This is a genomic window from Arcticibacterium sp. (assembly GCF_055134445.1).
Genome location: NZ_JBSRVI010000057.1, coordinates 1 through 17,664, shown reverse-complemented (window position 1 = coordinate 17,664; position 17,664 = coordinate 1). Strand labels below are relative to the sequence as shown.

General features: G+C 36.9%; 14 protein-coding genes, 1 tRNA gene and 1 other RNA gene. 13 read left to right on the top strand and 3 right to left on the bottom strand.

Annotation, left to right across the window (positions count from 1 at the left end; all coding sequences use genetic code 11):
• Position 1 precedes the first annotated feature (1 nt).
• Genes ACTBZY_RS07875 through ACTBZY_RS07865 form a run of 3 tightly spaced genes read right to left on the bottom strand, consistent with a single transcriptional unit; the run spans position 2 to position 2,267 of the window.
• Positions 2 to 619 (bottom strand): LysM peptidoglycan-binding domain-containing protein, encoded by a 618-nt coding sequence (locus ACTBZY_RS07875; RefSeq protein WP_463045781.1) that lies wholly within the window; start codon positions 617 to 619, stop codon positions 2 to 4.
• Positions 620 to 627: 8 nt separating this feature from the next.
• Positions 628 to 1,110 (bottom strand): 5-(carboxyamino)imidazole ribonucleotide mutase, encoded by a 483-nt coding sequence (gene purE / locus ACTBZY_RS07870; protein ID WP_463045780.1) that lies wholly within the window; start codon positions 1,108 to 1,110, stop codon positions 628 to 630.
• A gap of 17 nt (positions 1,111 to 1,127) precedes the next feature.
• A complete protein-coding gene (locus tag ACTBZY_RS07865; RefSeq protein WP_463045779.1) occupies positions 1,128 to 2,267 on the bottom strand; it encodes a 5-(carboxyamino)imidazole ribonucleotide synthase in 1,140 nt (379 codons plus the stop codon).
• Between the two features lie 154 nt (positions 2,268 to 2,421).
• On the opposite strand from ACTBZY_RS07865, the gene ACTBZY_RS07860 reads away from it, so the two are divergent.
• From ACTBZY_RS07860 to gyrA, 13 genes are all read left to right on the top strand, one after another.
• The gene (locus ACTBZY_RS07860; protein ID WP_463045778.1) at positions 2,422 to 5,253 is read left to right on the top strand and encodes a PD-(D/E)XK nuclease family protein; all 2,832 of its coding nucleotides are present in this window, start codon (positions 2,422 to 2,424) and stop codon (positions 5,251 to 5,253) included.
• Between the two features lie 211 nt (positions 5,254 to 5,464).
• A tRNA-Ser gene (locus ACTBZY_RS07855) sits at positions 5,465 to 5,549 on the top strand.
• Positions 5,550 to 5,627: 78 nt separating this feature from the next.
• Positions 5,628 to 5,858, top strand: a complete 231-nt coding sequence (locus ACTBZY_RS07850) for a 4a-hydroxytetrahydrobiopterin dehydratase (protein WP_463045777.1) — start codon at positions 5,628 to 5,630, stop codon at positions 5,856 to 5,858.
• A 442-nt stretch (positions 5,859 to 6,300) separates the two neighbouring features.
• The gene (rsmI, locus tag ACTBZY_RS07845; protein ID WP_463045776.1) at positions 6,301 to 6,984 is read left to right on the top strand and encodes a 16S rRNA (cytidine(1402)-2'-O)-methyltransferase; all 684 of its coding nucleotides are present in this window, start codon (positions 6,301 to 6,303) and stop codon (positions 6,982 to 6,984) included.
• A complete protein-coding gene (gene fabG / locus ACTBZY_RS07840; RefSeq protein ID WP_463045775.1) occupies positions 6,981 to 7,727 on the top strand; it encodes a 3-oxoacyl-[acyl-carrier-protein] reductase in 747 nt (248 codons plus the stop codon). Before rsmI ends, fabG begins: the two co-directional genes overlap by 4 nt.
• A 13-nt stretch (positions 7,728 to 7,740) precedes the next feature.
• On the top strand, positions 7,741 to 9,828 hold the full coding sequence (locus tag ACTBZY_RS07835) for a vWA domain-containing protein (protein WP_463045774.1): 2,088 nt from the start codon (positions 7,741 to 7,743) through the stop codon (positions 9,826 to 9,828).
• Positions 9,829 to 10,151: 323 nt separating this feature from the next.
• Positions 10,152 to 11,102 (top strand): Smr/MutS family protein, encoded by a 951-nt coding sequence (locus ACTBZY_RS07830; protein WP_463045773.1) that lies wholly within the window; start codon positions 10,152 to 10,154, stop codon positions 11,100 to 11,102.
• Entirely contained in the window at positions 11,029 to 12,474 is a 1,446-nt protein-coding gene (locus tag ACTBZY_RS07825) for a DUF4403 family protein (protein ID WP_463045772.1), read from the top strand. The genes ACTBZY_RS07830 and ACTBZY_RS07825 overlap by 74 nt, the downstream gene beginning before the upstream one ends.
• An RNA gene (rnpB, locus tag ACTBZY_RS07820) (RNase P RNA component class A) lies at positions 12,468 to 12,864 on the top strand. The genes ACTBZY_RS07825 and rnpB overlap by 7 nt, the downstream gene beginning before the upstream one ends.
• Before the next feature lie 96 nt (positions 12,865 to 12,960).
• Positions 12,961 to 13,545 carry a 30S ribosomal protein S16 gene (locus ACTBZY_RS07815; RefSeq protein WP_463045771.1) on the top strand — a complete coding sequence of 195 codons (585 nt, stop codon included), beginning with the start codon at positions 12,961 to 12,963 and terminating at the stop codon, positions 13,543 to 13,545.
• 153 nt (positions 13,546 to 13,698) lie between these two features.
• The gene (gene rimM, locus ACTBZY_RS07810) at positions 13,699 to 14,229 is read left to right on the top strand and encodes a ribosome maturation factor RimM (protein ID WP_463045770.1); all 531 of its coding nucleotides are present in this window, start codon (positions 13,699 to 13,701) and stop codon (positions 14,227 to 14,229) included.
• Between the two features lie 14 nt (positions 14,230 to 14,243).
• Positions 14,244 to 14,927 carry a tRNA (guanosine(37)-N1)-methyltransferase TrmD gene (trmD, locus tag ACTBZY_RS07805; protein WP_463045769.1) on the top strand — a complete coding sequence of 228 codons (684 nt, stop codon included), beginning with the start codon at positions 14,244 to 14,246 and terminating at the stop codon, positions 14,925 to 14,927.
• Positions 14,928 to 15,020: 93 nt separating this feature from the next.
• Complete coding sequence (gene gyrA / locus ACTBZY_RS07800; protein WP_463045768.1) at positions 15,021 to 17,561, top strand: DNA gyrase subunit A; 2,541 nt, start codon at positions 15,021 to 15,023, stop codon at positions 17,559 to 17,561.
• Positions 17,562 to 17,664: the final 103 nt, after the last annotated feature.

Sequence of the window (17,664 nt, the reverse complement as noted above, 5' to 3'; positions counted from 1 at the left end):
TTTACTTAGTCTCTTTAAAAGGGATAATTAACTTTTCACCTCTTGCAGCATAGTTCTTGGTTTTGCCGTTTGCGGCCATAATAGCTTTAACGGTAACACCATATTTTCCACCAACTACTCTTAAAATATCTCCTGGGCCTACGGTGTGAATAGCTAATACTGGAATATTGAGTTTTGCTCCTTCTTTCAAACTCTCTGCACTTGTATTTGGATTTGCTGCTTTTAAAGTATTCAGCGATAGATTATATCTGTTGGCTATAGAAAAAAGCGTTTCACCTTTGGCAATAGCGTGAGAGGCTGTTTTTCCTCCAGCAGGAATCTCTACTTCTTTAGCCGTTTCTTTCTTTGCAGGTTCAGTCATCGCAACCGCCACGTCAGGAATACTTTCTTCTTCAATTATCTGAGTAGCTTCTTCAAATTCTTCCGCACTTATTTTTTCTGGCTCTGCAATAATCTCTGTCTGTGGTGTGAGGTCACTCACATTGGATGCATCATCCGAAATCATTTGCCAACCCACATAAAGTAATAAACAAACCACCCCAACAAGAGTGATCAGCACTGCCATAGGAAGGTTTTTAGCAGGTTCTTCTGGTTTTTTGTTTCTGTCTTCGAATTCCATAGTTTTTATTATTTAGCACGTACATCGTGGCTCATTTTAGCCACTTTTTCTTTTAATTTTTCCTTATAAATATCTAACTGCTCCGCAATATTGACATCTGAAGTGCCTAATATTTGAATAGCCAACAGGCCCGCATTTTGACTGGCATTAAGAGCCACAGTGGCTACAGGTACCCCATTTGGCATTTGTAATATAGACAAAATAGAATCCCACCCATCTATTGAATTACTAGACTTTACAGGTACACCTATAACGGGTAAAGAGGTACAAGAAGCCACCATTCCCGGTAAATGTGCCGCTCCGCCAGCACCAGCAATAATCACCTTAAGACCATTTTTTCTGGCATTTTCGGCATAGCTGATCATTTTTTGCGGTGTTCTATGTGCAGAAACCACATCTATGTCGCAAGGAATTCCAAATTCTTCTAAAATATCTATAGCTCCCTGCATTACTTTCAGGTCCGAGCTAGAACCCATTATGATTCCTATCATTTACTGTGGTTTTAAACTTAATCTGCTTTTACGACTAAGCTCTTTTTTACAAAATTCACCTTTTCTATCAATTTATCAAAATCCTTTTCTATCACAGTCACATGTCCCATTTTTCTGAAAGGCTTAGTGATGGCCTTTCCATATAAAAAAGGATGTATACCTTCTTCTGAAAGCAACTTTTCCATGCCTTCATAAATTGCCATTCCTTCATATCCTTCTGCACCCAGAATATTAACCATAGCAGCTGGAGCTATCTGCTCGGTGTCTCCCAATGGTAAATTAAGAATTGCTCTCAAATGCTGTTCAAACTGTGAAACTAGGTTAGCTTTTATGGTATGGTGACCGCTATTATGAGGTCTTGGTGCCACTTCGTTAATAAGTATCTCGCCATCTTTTGTTAAAAACATCTCTACAGCCAACAAACCCACGATTCCGAAACAATTCACCGTTCTTTCCGCCAAATCAAATGCCTTAGCCGTAACTGCTTCATTTATATGAGCAGGAGAGAATAAATACTCAACCAAATTGGCCTCTGGGTGAAAAACCATTTCCACTACAGGAAAACATTTTACCTCACCGTTTTCTGACCTGGCCACCACCACGGCTAGTTCTTTTTCAAAATCAACCAATTCCTCTATTAAAGAGGGCTCGGTAAAGGATTTGTTATAATCCCCTTCCGTTTTTATGATCTGAACGCCCTTTCCGTCATAACCGCCTTCACCTACTTTATTAACAAATGGTAGTTTCCAACCAGCGTTTTTAACCGCTGTAGGGTTATCTGTCAATTTAAAATCAGCAGTAGGAAGGTTATTATCTTTAAAAAACTGTTTCTGAACTCTTTTATTCTTAATTTTTCTAAGAATACTTGGTTGAGGGAAAACTTTTTTGCCTAGATTTTCCAATTCTTCCAAGGCTTCTAGATTGACATTTTCAATTTCAATCGTGATGACATCACAATCTTGACCAAAAGCCAAAACCGTTTCATAATCTTTAAAATCTCCATGAACAAAAACATGAGAAATGGCCTTACAAGGAGCGTTTTTATCCGGATCTAAAGTTTTGATTTTTATGTCAAAATCTATAGCCGACTGGATGAGCATTCTGCCCAACTGTCCACCACCTAATATCCCAACTTTTATTTCCGAACGGTATGCCATAATTCCTATTTTGATGCAAAAATATAAAGGATGATAGAATTTGAATTATAAACTTAGGTTTTGTTCCATAAAAATGATTCTTAACCCATCTTTGGAATCCTAAAAGGATTAAAATATTAAATCCGCTATCTTCGATAATAATCAATTGAAATCAATGACAACTTTTTTAGCAGACGCCGCTTCAACAGTTTTTGGACAACATTTCTTAAAAGAACTAAGAGATGTATGCGTCGTATTACCGAGTAGGAGGGCTTCCTTTTTCTTTAAGAAGGAGCTTTCTGAATTATCAGAAATCCCTTTCGTATCCCCAGAGGTTTTTGCTATCGACGATTTCGTTTGTAAGCTCTCTGGTCTCCAGATTTCGGATCAGGTATCCTTAATTTTTGATCTTTATGAATGTTATAAGAAAATTGACAAGGCTATAAATTTCGAAGATTTTATTTCTTGGTCTCCTACGGTTCTTAAAGATTTCGATTTAATTGATCAATACTTAGTAGAAGACCCTAAAGCCTTGTTTAACTACATGAGTGAAGCCGAGGCTTTAAAAAGATGGGAGCCAGATAGCCATAAAACCATTGAGTCAACAGCACACACACATTCCTATTTCGATTTATACGAAAACCTATCCAAGGTTTATTTCGAGTTTAGGAAGCAGCTAGGAGATGCAAACAAAGCATATAGAGGGATGGCGTATCGCTTACTCGCTGAAGATCTGGAACAAATAGTGTTGGAAGATATGACTTATAAGCACTTCTATTTCATAGGATTAAATGCTCTTAGTAAATCTGAGGAGAAAATTATAAGCACTTTAGTAAAAGCTAAAACAGCCACTTGCCTTTGGGATACCGACACATGGTTTATGAATACCAACCATCAAGCCGGAGATGTTTTAAGAAGATATAGAAAGACACATTTATTTGGAGAGTGGAACGAACCCAAAACCCTCTTATCCACATCTGAGAAAGAAGTTAACATTTATGAAAGTCCATTTAACTCCTTACAAACCAAAGTAGGAGCACAGTTTTTAACCAAAGACAATACCGTTTTTGTAGTGCCTGATGAAAACCTCATTCAGCCTCTATTATTCTCTTTAGGACAGGAGGTAGAAGATTATAACATTACGATGGGTTTAGGAATGGCCCAGTCTAAACTGTCGTCGCTTATCAGCACCATATTTGAACTACAAGGTATAGGCTCTTTAAAAAATCAACAAGGGACACGCTATAGCCACGCTTTCGTCCAAAAGATCTTAACCGATCCACTTCTTAAAAAATATGAAGTAAAAGTTTACGAATCAGAGCAACCTTTCACATTAAAAAAACAAGATATAATTCTCAAAAACAAGGTCTTCATTTCTGAGCGAGAAATGACAGATTTTATACCTAACGAAGCACTACTTGTGCCACTTTTCACCTCTTGGAATGGCGACGCCGCTAAAGCAGTCAGAGCCTTAAAAACGGTAACAGAGATTTTAAGAGAGCAAATATTCGAAGATTTAGACAGTATGGAGAAGGAGTTCTTTATGTTGTTTTATTCTGTTTTAAATAGGATTCAAGATGAATTGGGAAAACATTCACAACTCAGCCTACTTGCCATAAAGTTACTTTTCAAAGAGCTATCTAAACTCGAAAGAGTACCTTTTACTGGGGAGCCTATTGCTCCTTTACAAATCATGAGTTTGCTCGAAACCCGATGTTTGGATTTTGAACATGTGGTGCTTTTCTCCTTCAATGAAGGGGTTATCCCATCGTCAAACAAGAATAATTCTCTTATACCTTTTGAAGCCTGCAGGGCCTATGGTATTCCTGTGTTTTCTGACCAAGATTCCATTATGGCCTATCACTTTTATCGTTTGCTGATGAGAGCAAAGAAAGTCGATATCATTTTTACCAATGCCAAATCTACGGGAATAGGAGGGAGTAAAGACGCCAGCCGTTTTGTACTTCAGCTTATTAATGGACTTGCCAAAGAAAACCCTCTGATCAAAATAGAAGAAAAGCTCATTGATTTCCCGAAAGAAAGTTTAGACCGGAAATTAGATGAAATTGTCATCTTTAAAGAACCAGAGCTTAAAGAAAAAATCAAGACTTATTTGAAAAATAGGGGCTTGTCTGCTTCCTCTATTTCCCAATACTATAATTGTACCTTACAATTTTATTATTCCAAAATTCTAGGCTTAAAAGAGGCTGATGAAATTGAGGAAACCTTTGGAGCGGATGTTTTTGGTAACTGGATTCACGAAAGCATTGAAATAGTATCCAAAGAAACTATAGGCTTACAAATGGCCATAAAACCAGAATTACAGCCCAATGTTTTAGCCGCCATTCCTTGGGTTTTAGATCGCGTTTTTCAAGAGCACTTTGAAGGTTATCAGGTAGATAGAGGCATTAACCTTATTTATAGGAAGATGGCTGAAAAGCTTTTAAAGCAGTATTACGAAAAATGCATTTTTGATGGTAAAGAAAGGCAAATAGTGTCTGTGGAAGATAAATTTTTCAAAGAGCTTTACACCTTTCATGGTGAAGAGAAAATTGAATACAAAATAGCGGGACTTATTGACAGCATTGAGTTTACCGAAAATGCTTTGTACTTGATTGACTTTAAAACGGGTCAAGTAAGCTCCAGTGATTTAAATATTTCTAGCAGATCAAATTTCATAGAAACATTTTCTAATGCCAATAAAGCCAAATTCAGGCAGTTAATTATCTACAAATACCTCATATATAACCATATATCTAGTTTTGGTGAAGTAAAAGGCTTTGTCGTTCCAGAGCATGCCGAGGTCATTTCGGGAATGTATTCTTTCAGAGACCTATCGGAGTTCTTACAGCAAGAATCTTTTGGTAAGGAAGAACTCCTAAGCCAAACCGAGGAAGCTCTAGATACATTGGTGAAAGAAATACTAGATATAGACATTCCTTTTAGTCAAACAGAAGACTTAAAAAACTGTGAATACTGTTCTTTCAAAACCATTTGTAACAGATAATAGTTTTTTTTTGAGCCATCCACTTTCTAAATATCAAGAGCGATATTGTGCAACTAATTCGTAATCATGCCTTTATAATTAAGCATGAAAACTTAGAAGAATAACGGCAGAAAAAAACATGAAAAAACTTTAGTCAAAGCCTTGACAATTCAAATAAGTAGAATACCTTTGCACCTCGATTTTGAATAACACGAACATTCAAAGTTAAAACAGAGGGATGGCAGAGCGGTCGAATGCGGTAGTCTTGAAAACTATTGACTGTTACAGGTCCGGGGGTTCGAATCCCTCTCCCTCTGCTGAAAAAGCCTTCTCAGGAAACTGTGAAGGCTTTTTTCTTGTCCAATTTTTATTCTAACTTTAGAAAAAAAAATATTATGTGGGAAGAGAAAAATGATACACTCAGCAGAACATTCACATTTAAAGACTTCAGTGAGGCATTTGCCTTCATGTCAAGAGTAGCACTTTTGGCAGAAAAGCAAAATCATCATCCGTCATGGAATAACGAATGGAATAAGGTGGAAATAAAACTATCAACGCATAGCGAAGGTAATACTGTAACGGAAAAGGACAGAAAACTTGCCGAGGCCATTGACAAGTTGCTTTAGCGGTAAATTGTTGATAAAGAGAATTTAATGTTTATATCCTCCCTGGAAAAAAGCTTCTTTTAAAAGCTAAGCAACGAGCGACTATAATCATGCTTTTTAAAGTTTAATAGGCCATTATGCTAAATTTCGACTTATTCTAAATCAAGTAGCAGGAACTAAATCACCTTTATCCACAATTATGCCCTGATAAACACTAATAGTTTGTTGATCTCGGACGGCTTCTTAATTTTGTTACATAGCTCTTCGGAGCCTTTAACACATCCTCTTCTTGAATTTTAGATAAAAGTATAAGAATCAATGCAACAGTGGTTAAAGTAATTATTATCATGGCTTTTATAAATTGAGATTAGTTATAACATCGATTCACCAAAAACTCTGCCTAAAAGCGTTTTTTTGATAAAATCGCTTAAAATATTTTAGATAATTTGAAAAAAACAAGAATATGTCTTTGAAAATAGTACCGACACCTATCGGAAATTTGGATGACATAACCTTAAGAGCCATTAAAGTATTAGAAGGTTCTGATTTGATTTTGGCGGAAGATACCAGAAAAACAGGCATACTTTTGAAGCATTTGGAAATTAAGAAACCAATGCGAAGCTTCCATATCTTTAATGAGCATAAGCAATTGAAAAATATCATTGAAATGCTTAAAAGCGGCAGTGTGATATCATTGGTTTCTGATGCCGGCACTCCGGCCATTTCGGACCCTGGTTTCTTGCTGGTTAGAGAATGTATTGAAAATGAGGTTGATGTAGAATGTTTACCTGGAGCTACGGCTTTTGTGCCCGCTCTTGTTAATTCTGGTTTGCCCTCAGATTCCTTTGTTTTTGAAGGTTTTTTACCGCCAAAAAAAGGAAGAAAAACTAAACTAGAAAGTCTTCAGGAGGAAACCAGAACCATGATATTTTATGAATCTCCACATAGGCTGCTAAAAGCTCTAGCGGAATTTATTGAGTTATTTGGCTCTGACAGAAGAGCTTGCGTATCAAGAGAATTGACCAAGATTCATGAAGAGAATGTGCGTGGCACTTTATCCGAAATTCTTGCTAATTTTGCTGAACGCTCCATAAAAGGAGAGATAGTTATTATTATAGACGGAACTAATAGAAAAAAATCTAAATGAGTTTATTAAAAGGAAAAGTAGCCCTTATAACTGGTGCTTCACGCGGAATCGGAAATAGCATTGCAAGAGAATTTGTGAAACAAGGTGCAGACATTGCTTTTACATACCTATCTAGTGTAGAAAAGGGTGAAGCTTTAGAAAAAGAACTAGCCGCTGAAGGCATAAAAGTTAAAGGATACCAATCTGACGCCTCAGATTTCAATGCAGCTGAAGAGCTTATTAAGAATGTGTTAGAGGATTTTGGTAAAGTAGATATTTTAATAAATAATGCAGGAATCACCAGAGATAACCTGCTTATGAGAATGAGTGAGGACAATTGGGATGAGGTTATCAGAGTTAATCTGAAATCTATTTTCAATTTAACCAAAGCCATTACCAGACCTATGCTTAAAGCCAGAAGTGGTTCTATCATAAATATGACTTCCGTTGTTGGTCTTACAGGAAATGCAGGTCAAGTAAACTACTCTGCTTCTAAAGCAGGTATCCTTGGATTGACTAAATCGGTAGCTAAGGAGCTAGGCTCTAGAGGTATAAGATGCAATGCCATTGCCCCTGGTTTTATCGAAACAGAAATGACACATGCTTTAGATGAAGATAGTTTGAAAACATGGCTATCAGGAATTCCATTAAAAAGAGCTGGCCAAGGCACCGACATCGCTAATGCCTGCGTATTCTTAGGTTCTGACATGTCTACTTACATTACGGGTCAAACCTTGGTGGTGGACGGTGGAATGGTGATGTAATTAATAATAATTAATGAATTCTAAACTCGTTTTTCAGAACTCTTCTTGGCTTGTTTTATGGTGTATAGTTATTGGTATAGCTTATGCTTGGCTGCTATATTCAAAAAAAACTACGCTGAATAAAAGAAATAATGCCATCCTAGCTGGAGTACGAGCCATCATAGTAGCCTTAGTCTGTTTTTTACTGTTAAACCCTCTTTTAAGATCCAACACCGTCAGAACACTTAAACCTATTTTGGTTATAGGAATAGATGATTCTGGCTCCATTTCTGAGCTTGGAAAAGATGGAATAGCAACATTTAAAAGAAATTTAGAAGCTTTTTATAATGAATTGACAGATTCTGATTATCAAACTGAAATACGTTTGTTAAATACGGAAAAGTCTTTCAATGCTATAGATTCTCTTACTTTTAAGTCGAAGAAAACAGACTTTGGCTCGTTTTTTAGAAATCTGAATGAAGAATTCAGTGGTGAAAACCTCAAAAAAGTAGTGTTGATATCTGATGGAATTGCCAATTCCGGTCTTTCTCCACTTCTTCGACCATTTCCTTTTGAGATTGAAACGATAGGTTTGGGCGACAGTACCATTAAGAGAGATTTATCTATTAAAGGGTTAACAGCCAATAAACTAGCTTATCTAGGAAACTCATTTCCTGTACAAGTAGATATTCTGGCTAAGCTTTATAATGGAAAGCAAACCACAGTTTTAATTAAGAGAGAAGACGAGGTCATAGAAAGAAAAATAGTAGCATTTAATTCTGACGACGACTTCAAAACCATCTCTTTTCAATTAAACGCTAAGAATATTGGGAAGCAAAGATACACCATCCTGCTTTTACCCTTAGAAGGAGAGAGCAATACAAGAAACAATTACAGAGATTTAGTGATAGATGTGGTAGATGGAAAAGAAAAGATCCTTTTAGTAGGATTGGCTCCGCATCCAGATATTAAGGCTTTGAAATCTATCATTGAAAAAAATCCCCTGTTCGAATTGGACGTTGATATTGTCCAAACCGATAAAGCCAGTGACATTCTAGCCAAAAATTTTGATATTCTCATTTTACATCAGCTGCCAGACTCTAAGGCAGAATATGTGGATTTAACATCAAGGTTGCTGGCCAAGATGAAACCAACATTCTTTGTCTTAGGTGCTCAAACTGACATTAGTCGCTTTAATGGCATGCAAGAAGTTTTGGGCATCGCTGGTCAAGCAGGAAAAACAGACCAAGTAACAGCCGCTTATAATGCCTCTTTTGCAAGGTTTATATCTGAAGAAAATTTACGGAATATTATCGCCAAGTTGCCTCCAGTTATTGTTCCATTTGGAGAATACAGAAGCTTTCCTGGCTCTGATATCATACTTTACCAAAAAGTGGGTAGCGTACTTACTGATAGACCATTACTAGCAGTCAACACCAATGCCAACAGAAAGGCAGCCGTATTTTCTGCAGAGGGTATTTGGCAGTGGAGGATGGAAGAATACTATATAAACGACAACCACGAAGCCGTAGACGACTTCATCTTAAAGTCATTACAGTTAATTTCTGTAAAGGCAGACAAAGAAAAACTTAGGGTCTATACCAGTCAAAATGAAATAGACATAGATGAATCTGTCGTTTTTATTACTGAAGCCTATGACGATTTGTATGAAAGAATTAAAAATGTAAAGGTTAACCTCGCTATTAGTGGTCCAGGAGGTTATGCTAAAACTTTCAATTATGAAGTGAGCGAGCAAAGCAACACTTTTGAAATTTCTAGTTTAGAGCCGGGTGTTTATAATTATAAGGCAGAAGGAATAGTCTTAGGAAAATCACAATCCAGTGCAGGACAGTTTGTCATTAAAGATAAAGACCTTGAATTCCTCAGTACCACGGCTGACTTTGACTTTTTAAGAACGCTCGCCTCCAAAAATGGTGGGCAATTCTATCATTCAGATGAATTTGGTTTATTAGCACAAAAACTTAAAGATGCCAAAGCCCCGTCAAAACTTGTGAATACCGAAGATCTGAGAGAAATCATTAATTTAAAATGGTTATTACCTCTTTTACTATTATTGGCTTCCTTAGAATGGGCTTTCAGAAAGTATTTTGGTACTTACTAATCCATTATTAGGTTTCTGTAAGAAATCTTGATAAGGAGTTCTAAATGGCCGAGATCTAAATGTAGGCGTAATAAGGGGAGACCCGATAATGATGGCGGTTCCAGCAAACAAATGAACTAGCGGAACAAAGCAAGGGTTTTATATGGAAGTTAAAAGATGAAGTCGATACTTTTAAAGTCAAGCCAAATAGACGTAGCCAAGTGGTGGATAAATTTTTAAAAGGTCGGGGCTTAAAATTTAATCAACTTGAAAAAATCGAGCATCTTCAAGGATGTTCATTTTAAGAAATAGATTTCCTAAAACAAACTAAAGAACAAGCAAGAATGTCAATATTTAAAGTAGGGGATAAGGTAAGAATGCTCCGTTCTTCAGAAGAGGGTGTGGTTGTAAAGGTCAAAGGAGATTTTATTGATATTGAAACTACAGATGGGTTTGATTTACCTACAATGGCTTCGGAATTGGTCCGGATCTCAGAAGCGGAAAAACAATATTTCAACGTAGCAGAAAGTAAAAAGTCTGCCGAGGCTTTAGATAAGATTTTAGAGAGTAAGAAAATTGCTAAGAATCAAATTTCGCTGGCTTTTGATCAAATCAACGATTATTTATTTAGACCATATTTTATCAATGAAACGTCTAAAGAGGTCTCTTTTGTCCTTTCTGTCTTTAAAAATGGAGCTTTTATAAATTTTGTTTCTGGGCAAGCTCCTTCAGAAACAGAAGCAAGGATATATGAGGATTTAAAGAAAGAGGAATTTGATTCTTGGTCAAAGTGGAAGATAGATTTGATTTTCTTTGAAAAAGATAAACCCAATCAACCGCTACGAACCATAGAGTTTAAATTAAAGGCGGCAAACCTATTCAAAAGCAAAATAGAATTTCCTTTTTCTGAACGTTCTGGATTTTTAAGAACCTTATCCTTAGACGCTAAGCCTGAGGACATGAATCAAGCTAAGGAAAAAATAGAAAGCCCATTCGTAGATATCTATGCGTTCAATAAAACCAAGACGGTAGACCTGCATGCAGATAAAATTGGTATTACTACTAAAAACACCGATGTAATATTTGACATGCAAAAGAGTTACTTCATAAACGAAATAGATACATCTGTGGCCGGAAGCGTGATGGAGTTAACACTTATTCACGGCGTTGGAAACGGACATCTTAAAAACTTCATTCATAAATATTTAGCATCGCATGATCATGTGGAATGGTTTAAAGAGGCTCAGAAAGAGAAGTTTGGCTACGGTGCCACACTTGTTCATTTTAAGCCTTAGCATTTTAGCAACTTCTTTAAGTTGTAGTAAAAAGTATACAGCAGAAGCCCCTTCGGAGTCTTATAGCACGGCAGGTTTAGATAGCCTTACCAATAAGGTCTCTTATATCACTGTGCCTTTGAACATTGATATCAAGGAGATTGAGCGTCAAATAAATCAAAACTTCAAGGGCTTGATTTATTCGGATACAACCTTCAATGAAGACGATCTAAAGTATAAAATCTGGAAAAACACCGATCTGAAATTTAAACACAGAGGTGAGGGAGTATTTGAATTTAAGGTGCCTTTAAAAATATGGGTTGAGAAAAAAGTTACGGTTTTAGGTATGACCAAAACACCTTCTACCGAGTTTGAGATAGTCGCGAATTTTTCCTCTAAACCTTTTATATCTTCCGATTGGAAACTTAAAACGGTTACGAACGCCGAAGGTTTCGAGTGGGTAAGTCAGCCTAAACTAAGTTTTGCTGGTTTTTCAATTCCTGTCTCCAGCATTATAGGCGGCATCATTGATAATTATCAAACCAGTATTGCCAGACTAATAGACGATAAAATATCTGATGAAATAGATCTGATAAATCCGGTATTAAAAATATGGAATAGCATTAAAGAACCTGTAAATATTTCTACTGAGTATAATTTATGGGTGAGGGCCATTCCCCAAGACATTTTAATGACCGAATTGAAGTTTGATAATTATAATATCAAAACCTCTGTAGCCATCAAGGCTTTCGTTAATTCTAGTGTGGGTAAAATAAATGTTCCGGTGAAAATTTCTACACATTTGCCCCCAATAAAATTTGCAAACTATCTTCCCAAAGGTTTTGAGATTCATCTCTACAATTTGGTTACTTTCAGTGAAGCTGAGAAAATAGCCAAAGGAATGTTTCTGGGGCAAAAAATGGCTCTTGGAAGCGGGAAGGAAATTGAAATTATGGGCTTGAAAATATATGGTGGAGAAAACAACAAAGTCATTATCCAAGTCAACACCAGCGGTGATTTAAACGGTGTAATCTTTTTAAAGGGCGATCCTGTCTACGATACAAAAAGACGCGAAATAGTCTTAAAAAATGTAGATTTTGACGTAAAAACGAAAAGTTTACTCATGAAAACCGCAGCCTGGATGATGTCAGGCAGCCTTACACGCCAAGTAGAAAACAATTTTGGACTACCTGTAGATCCTATTTTTAAAGGTGCCATATCCTCTATAGATGGTTTTCTTAATTCAGATTTTAAAAGCGGAGTAAGCTTAAAAGGAAAATTACAAGAACTGACTCCCGGCGAAGTTTATTTAAAAGCGGAAGGATTAATGACAACTGTGAAAGCAAAAGGAGATTTAGAAGTAAAATTGAGTAGTTTTGTGCCAAAGAAATAAGCTGTCTTATCGCTGCCTAGAATAAGGGAGAGGAAAGTCCGAACAGCATAGAGCATCATGCTACCTAACGGGTAGGGAGTAAATGGGTGACCGTTTGCTTACAGCCAGTGCAACAGAAAATATACCGCCATTTGTTCTTTAGGGTAATAAAAGGTAAGGGTGAAAAGGTGAGGTAAGGGCTCACCGCATTGGCAGCGATGTCAATGGCAATGTAAACCTCATGAGCTGAAAGATTAAATAAGTTCTGAATTTTCACTTGCTCGGTGAAATACCTACGGGTGGTCAGGATGGGTAAATCGATAGAGATTTCGAGTGATTGAAATCCTAGATAAATGATAAGAGTTCCATGTATTTGGAATACAGAATTCGGCTTATAGGCTTATTTCTTTTTTAATTTTAAAATGTTTTAGTCTTTGTATTTAAAAAGACGTACTTTTGCAGTCCAAAAATAACCGAGGGACGGGTTCCCTCACAAACATTTAAATAATGGCTGTTAAAATCAGATTAGCTAGACATGGTCGTAAGAAAAGAGCAATTTACGACATCGTTGTAGCAGACGCAAGAGCACCACGTGATGGTAAGTTCATCGAGAAATTAGGACAATACAATCCAAATTCAACTCCTGCAGGTTTAGTTCTTAATAACGAAAGAGCATTACATTGGTTAATGGTAGGAGCATTGCCTACTGATACGACAAGAAAAATCTTATCTGTTGAAGGTTTGATGTTCCAAAAACACCTTCAAGTTGGAGTGGTTAAAGGTGCTATCTCTCAAGAAGATGCAGATGCTAAACACCAAACTTGGTTAGATAACAAAGCTAAAGCTAGAGAAGAAAGAATTTCTAAATTAGCTTTAAGTAAAGCAGACATCAAGAAAGCTGCATTAGCGGCTGAAACTAAGAAAAAAGAAGGTGTAATAGCTAAGAAAGTAGAAGCAGAACAAGCTCTTATAGCTGCTGCTGACGCAGAAGCTGCATTAAAGTTAGCTGCTTCTCAGCCAGTGGTTCAAGATGCTACTGAAGAAGTTGCTCCAGAAGCAGATGCTACTGAAGAGACTCCTGCTGCAGAATAATTTATTATAGTTTCTAAAAAAACCTCACTTTATTCAAAGTGGGGTTTTTTTGTTTAAATGCCTTTTAATAATATTCCATCAATTCAATACCTTTGAACATTATGAATGTTTGCGTTTAGAAAATTCATAAAAATGGAACTCAACAAATGAATCATGACGAAAGAAGAGTGTTACTTTCTTGGTAAAATAACAAAACCTCACGGCTTAAAAGGCGAGGTTACATTATGGATGGATGTAGATGAACCAGAGCTATATAAAGAGCTGGATTCTGTTTTTTTAGACATTAAAGGCGAATTAGTACCTTACTTTTTTGAAGAACTTCAAATAAGAGGCAAAAAATCTATTGCCAAGTTTGAAGATATTGAGAGCATAGAAGAAACAGAAGGAATTATCAACTGTGAAGTTTTCTTACCTATTGATAATTTACCAAAACTTGATACCAAAACCTTTTACTATCATGAACTCCCAGGATATCAATTAAAGGAAGAAAAGACGGGAGAAATTATCGGTATAGTCACGAAGGTTTACGAAGGTGCTGGACAAGATTTAATTGCTTTTAATCTCAATGAAATTGAGATATTAATTCCTATTTCAGACGATATTGTAAAAGACATCGAACGAGATAATAATATCCTGAATGTAAATCTGCCAGAGGGACTGATTGAAATTTATACTGAAAATTAATTGAAACTCATTATATGAGAATTGATATTATTACTTGCTTGCCTGGGCTGCTCGAAGGCTTTTTTTCTCAGTCTATAGTTAAAAGGGCCATGGATGCCGGAACAGTTGAAGTTAACATCATTGACCTTAGGGATTTTGGTGTGGGCAAGAGCCGACAAATTGATGACTACGCCTTTGGTGGTGGAGCAGGAATGGTTATGATGATGGAACCGTTGGTAAATGCCATAGAGCACTACAAAAAAGAACGTGTTTATGACGAAATCATTTACATGACTCCCGACGGTGAATTATTGAATCAGCAAAGCACAAATAGGTTTTCTTTGACAGAAAACTTGCTTATAATCTGTGGACATTATAAGGGAATCGACGAGCGAGTAAGAGAAAAATACATTACCAGAGAGATATCTATTGGAGATTATGTTTTGAGTGGGGGAGAGATACCAGCCGCAGTTCTTACAGATGCCATTATTAGACTCGTTCCGGGAGCCATGAATGATGAAACCTCGGCCCTTACAGATTCCTTTCAAGACGGCTTATTATCTCCTCCTGTATACACTCGACCTGCTGATTTTCAAGGACTTAAGGTTCCTGAAATTTTACTTTCAGGTAATTTCAAGAAAATAGAAGACTGGCGTAGCGAAAAAGCTCTGGAACGCACCAAGGAAAGGAGGCCAGATTTATGGAAGAAAACATTGTAAAAGAGGCTAAAAAAAGCTATTTTTGAACTTATAAAAGAGTGAAAAGTTCACTTTTAAAATCTATTAAACTTAATCTTCTTCTCAAACTAATTTATGGCAGAGGAAAACGATAATCCAATACCTGAATCAAGTCCATCCGGGAACATTATTCCAATCAATATTGAAGATGAAATGCGTAGTGCATACATTGATTATTCAATGTCTGTTATCATTTCACGTGCACTTCCCGATGTAAGAGACGGTTTTAAACCAGTTCACCGACGCGTGCTTTACGGCATGTCAGAATTAGGTGTTTATCATAACAGAGCCCATAAGAAATCTGCCCGTATTGTGGGGGAGGTTCTAGGTAAGTATCACCCTCACGGTGACTCATCTGTTTACGACACCATGGTGCGTATGGCTCAGGAATGGTCATTAAGATATCCATTAGTAGATGGCCAAGGAAACTTCGGTTCAGTGGATGGTGACTCTCCAGCAGCAATGCGTTATACGGAGGCCCGTTTGAAGCGTATTGCCGAAGAAATGTTGGCAGATATTAACAAAGAAACGGTTGACTATCAGCCGAACTTTGATGATTCTCTTCAAGAGCCATCCGTACTTCCAGCAAGAATCCCTAATTTACTGTTAAACGGTACTTCTGGAATTGCAGTAGGTATGGCCACTAACATGGCCCCTCATAATTTAACAGAGGTGGTAGATGGTATAAAAGCCTACATCGCAAATAAAGACATCGACATCGAAGGTTTAATGGAGTTTATAAAAGCTCCTGATTTCCCTACAGGTGGTATAATCTATGGTTATTCTGGCGTAAAATCTGCTTTTGAAACTGGGCGTGGAAGAATAGTCATTCGTTCTGTCGCTAGTTTTGAACAAACAAAAACTGGAAAAGAGCAGATTGTAATTACAGAAATTCCATATATGGTCAATAAGGCCAACATGGTTGAAAAAACTGCAGCTCTAATTAACGACAAGAAAATTGAGGGTATTTCAGACCTAAGGGACGAATCTGATAGAGACGGGCTTCGTGTCGTATATGACTTAAAAAGAGATGCGGTACCTAATGTAGTTCTTAATAATCTTTATAAGTATACGCAATTACAGTCTTCTTTCAGTGTAAACAACGTGGCCTTGGTAAAGGGTCGCCCTTATACGCTTAACCTTAAAGATATGATTGTGCACTATGTGGCACATAGAATTGAGGTTATCACAAGAAGAACAGAGTACGACCTAAAAGAAGCTGAAAAAAGAGCCCACATCTTAGAGGGTTTATTGATTGCTCTAGATAATCTAGATGCCGTTATTGCTTTAATTAGAGGGTCTAAAGACCCAGATGAAGCTAGAAGTGGTCTTATGACCCAATTTGAACTATCCGAAATTCAAGCTAGGGCTATTTTGGATATGAGGCTTCAACGTCTTACGGGACTTGAGAGAGATAAGATTATTACAGAATACGAAGAAATCAAGAAATTGATGGACAGGCTAAGAGAAATTCTTGCGTCTGAAACTATTAAGGAAGAATTAGTAATAGAAGATCTGGATGATATCAAAGCCAAATATGGTGATGAGCGTAGATCTAAGATAGAAATGGCTGGTGGTGATTTCAATATTGAGGATATGATCCCTGATGATGAAATGCTAGTTACGGTTTCAAATGAAGGATACGTAAAAAGAACCGCTCTTCAAGAGTATAGATCTCAGAATAGAGGAGGAGTGGGCTCTAGAGCAGTGAAAACTAAAGATACCGACTACACGGAGCATCTTTTCTCTGCAACCAACCATAATTACCTTTTGTTCTTCACAGAAAAAGGAAAGCTTTTCTGGTTAAGAGTTTTTGAAGTGCCGGAAGGAAGCAAAACGGCCAAAGGAAGAGCCATACAGAATTTAATCAACCTCGAATCCGACGATCGAATTAGAGCCGTTCTCAATGTTAAAACTTTAACAGATGAAGATTATATAAATAATAATTATATCATCATGTGTACCAAAAACGGTACGGTTAAAAAGACATTACTTGAGGCTTATTCTAGACCTAGGGTTAATGGTATTATTGCAATTAACATCAAGGATGGTGATCAGCTGTTAGATGTTTCTCTAACAAACGGAAATGATTATATCATTATCGCAGCAAGTGCTGGGAAAGCTGTCAGATTCCATGAATCTGCTGCTAGAGCCATGGGTAGAGGTGCCAGCGGTGTAAGGGGAATAAAGTTAGCAGAAAACGATCATGCCATAGGCATGGTATGCGTGAGTAGAGAAGATACCCAGTTGATGGTGGTTTCTGAAAATGGTTATGGCAAACGTTCTAACATTGACGAATATAGAATTACTTCTAGAGGTGCTAAAGGTGTGAAAGCCTTAAATATTACGGAGAAAACTGGTAAGTTAGTGGCTATCAAAGAGGTTTCTGATGAAGATGATTTAATGATTATTACCATCAAAGGTATTGCCATTAGAATGAATGTAGCAGATCTGAGAGTAATGGGAAGAGCGACTCAAGGTGTAAGGCTTATTAAACTCAGTGGGAATGATGCCATTGCTTCAGTAACTCAAGTGGTTAAGGATGATGAAGTAGAGCCCATAGAAGGTGACGAGTTAACTGAAGGTGCTGAAAATGAACCTACTACGGAAGAATAAATGTTAAATTGGTGTTAATTGCCTATTGTAAACCAAACATCCTTTGGATTTTGTAGTCAAAAGGCCAAATAGTTTCAGTAATAAATAAACAAAAATAGACCTA

Coding starts and splice junctions, on each gene's coding strand:
- ACTBZY_RS07830 (WP_463045773.1), top strand. CDS start 10,152: ATGTCAATATTTAAAGTAGGGGATAAGGTAAGAATGCTCCGTTCTTCA.
- fabG (WP_463045775.1), top strand. CDS start 6,981: ATGAGTTTATTAAAAGGAAAAGTAGCCCTTATAACTGGTGCTTCACGC.
- ACTBZY_RS07850 (WP_463045777.1), top strand. CDS start 5,628: ATGTGGGAAGAGAAAAATGATACACTCAGCAGAACATTCACATTTAAA.
- ACTBZY_RS07815 (WP_463045771.1), top strand. CDS start 12,961: ATGGCTGTTAAAATCAGATTAGCTAGACATGGTCGTAAGAAAAGAGCA.
- gyrA (WP_463045768.1), top strand. CDS start 15,021: ATGGCAGAGGAAAACGATAATCCAATACCTGAATCAAGTCCATCCGGG.
- ACTBZY_RS07835 (WP_463045774.1), top strand. CDS start 7,741: ATGAATTCTAAACTCGTTTTTCAGAACTCTTCTTGGCTTGTTTTATGG.
- ACTBZY_RS07875 (WP_463045781.1), bottom strand. CDS start 619: ATGGAATTCGAAGACAGAAACAAAAAACCAGAAGAACCTGCTAAAAAC.
- ACTBZY_RS07825 (WP_463045772.1), top strand. CDS start 11,029: ATGTGGAATGGTTTAAAGAGGCTCAGAAAGAGAAGTTTGGCTACGGTG.
- rsmI (WP_463045776.1), top strand. CDS start 6,301: ATGTCTTTGAAAATAGTACCGACACCTATCGGAAATTTGGATGACATA.
- ACTBZY_RS07865 (WP_463045779.1), bottom strand. CDS start 2,267: ATGGCATACCGTTCGGAAATAAAAGTTGGGATATTAGGTGGTGGACAG.
- trmD (WP_463045769.1), top strand. CDS start 14,244: ATGAGAATTGATATTATTACTTGCTTGCCTGGGCTGCTCGAAGGCTTT.
- ACTBZY_RS07860 (WP_463045778.1), top strand. CDS start 2,422: ATGACAACTTTTTTAGCAGACGCCGCTTCAACAGTTTTTGGACAACAT.
- rimM (WP_463045770.1), top strand. CDS start 13,699: ATGACGAAAGAAGAGTGTTACTTTCTTGGTAAAATAACAAAACCTCAC.
- purE (WP_463045780.1), bottom strand. CDS start 1,110: ATGATAGGAATCATAATGGGTTCTAGCTCGGACCTGAAAGTAATGCAG.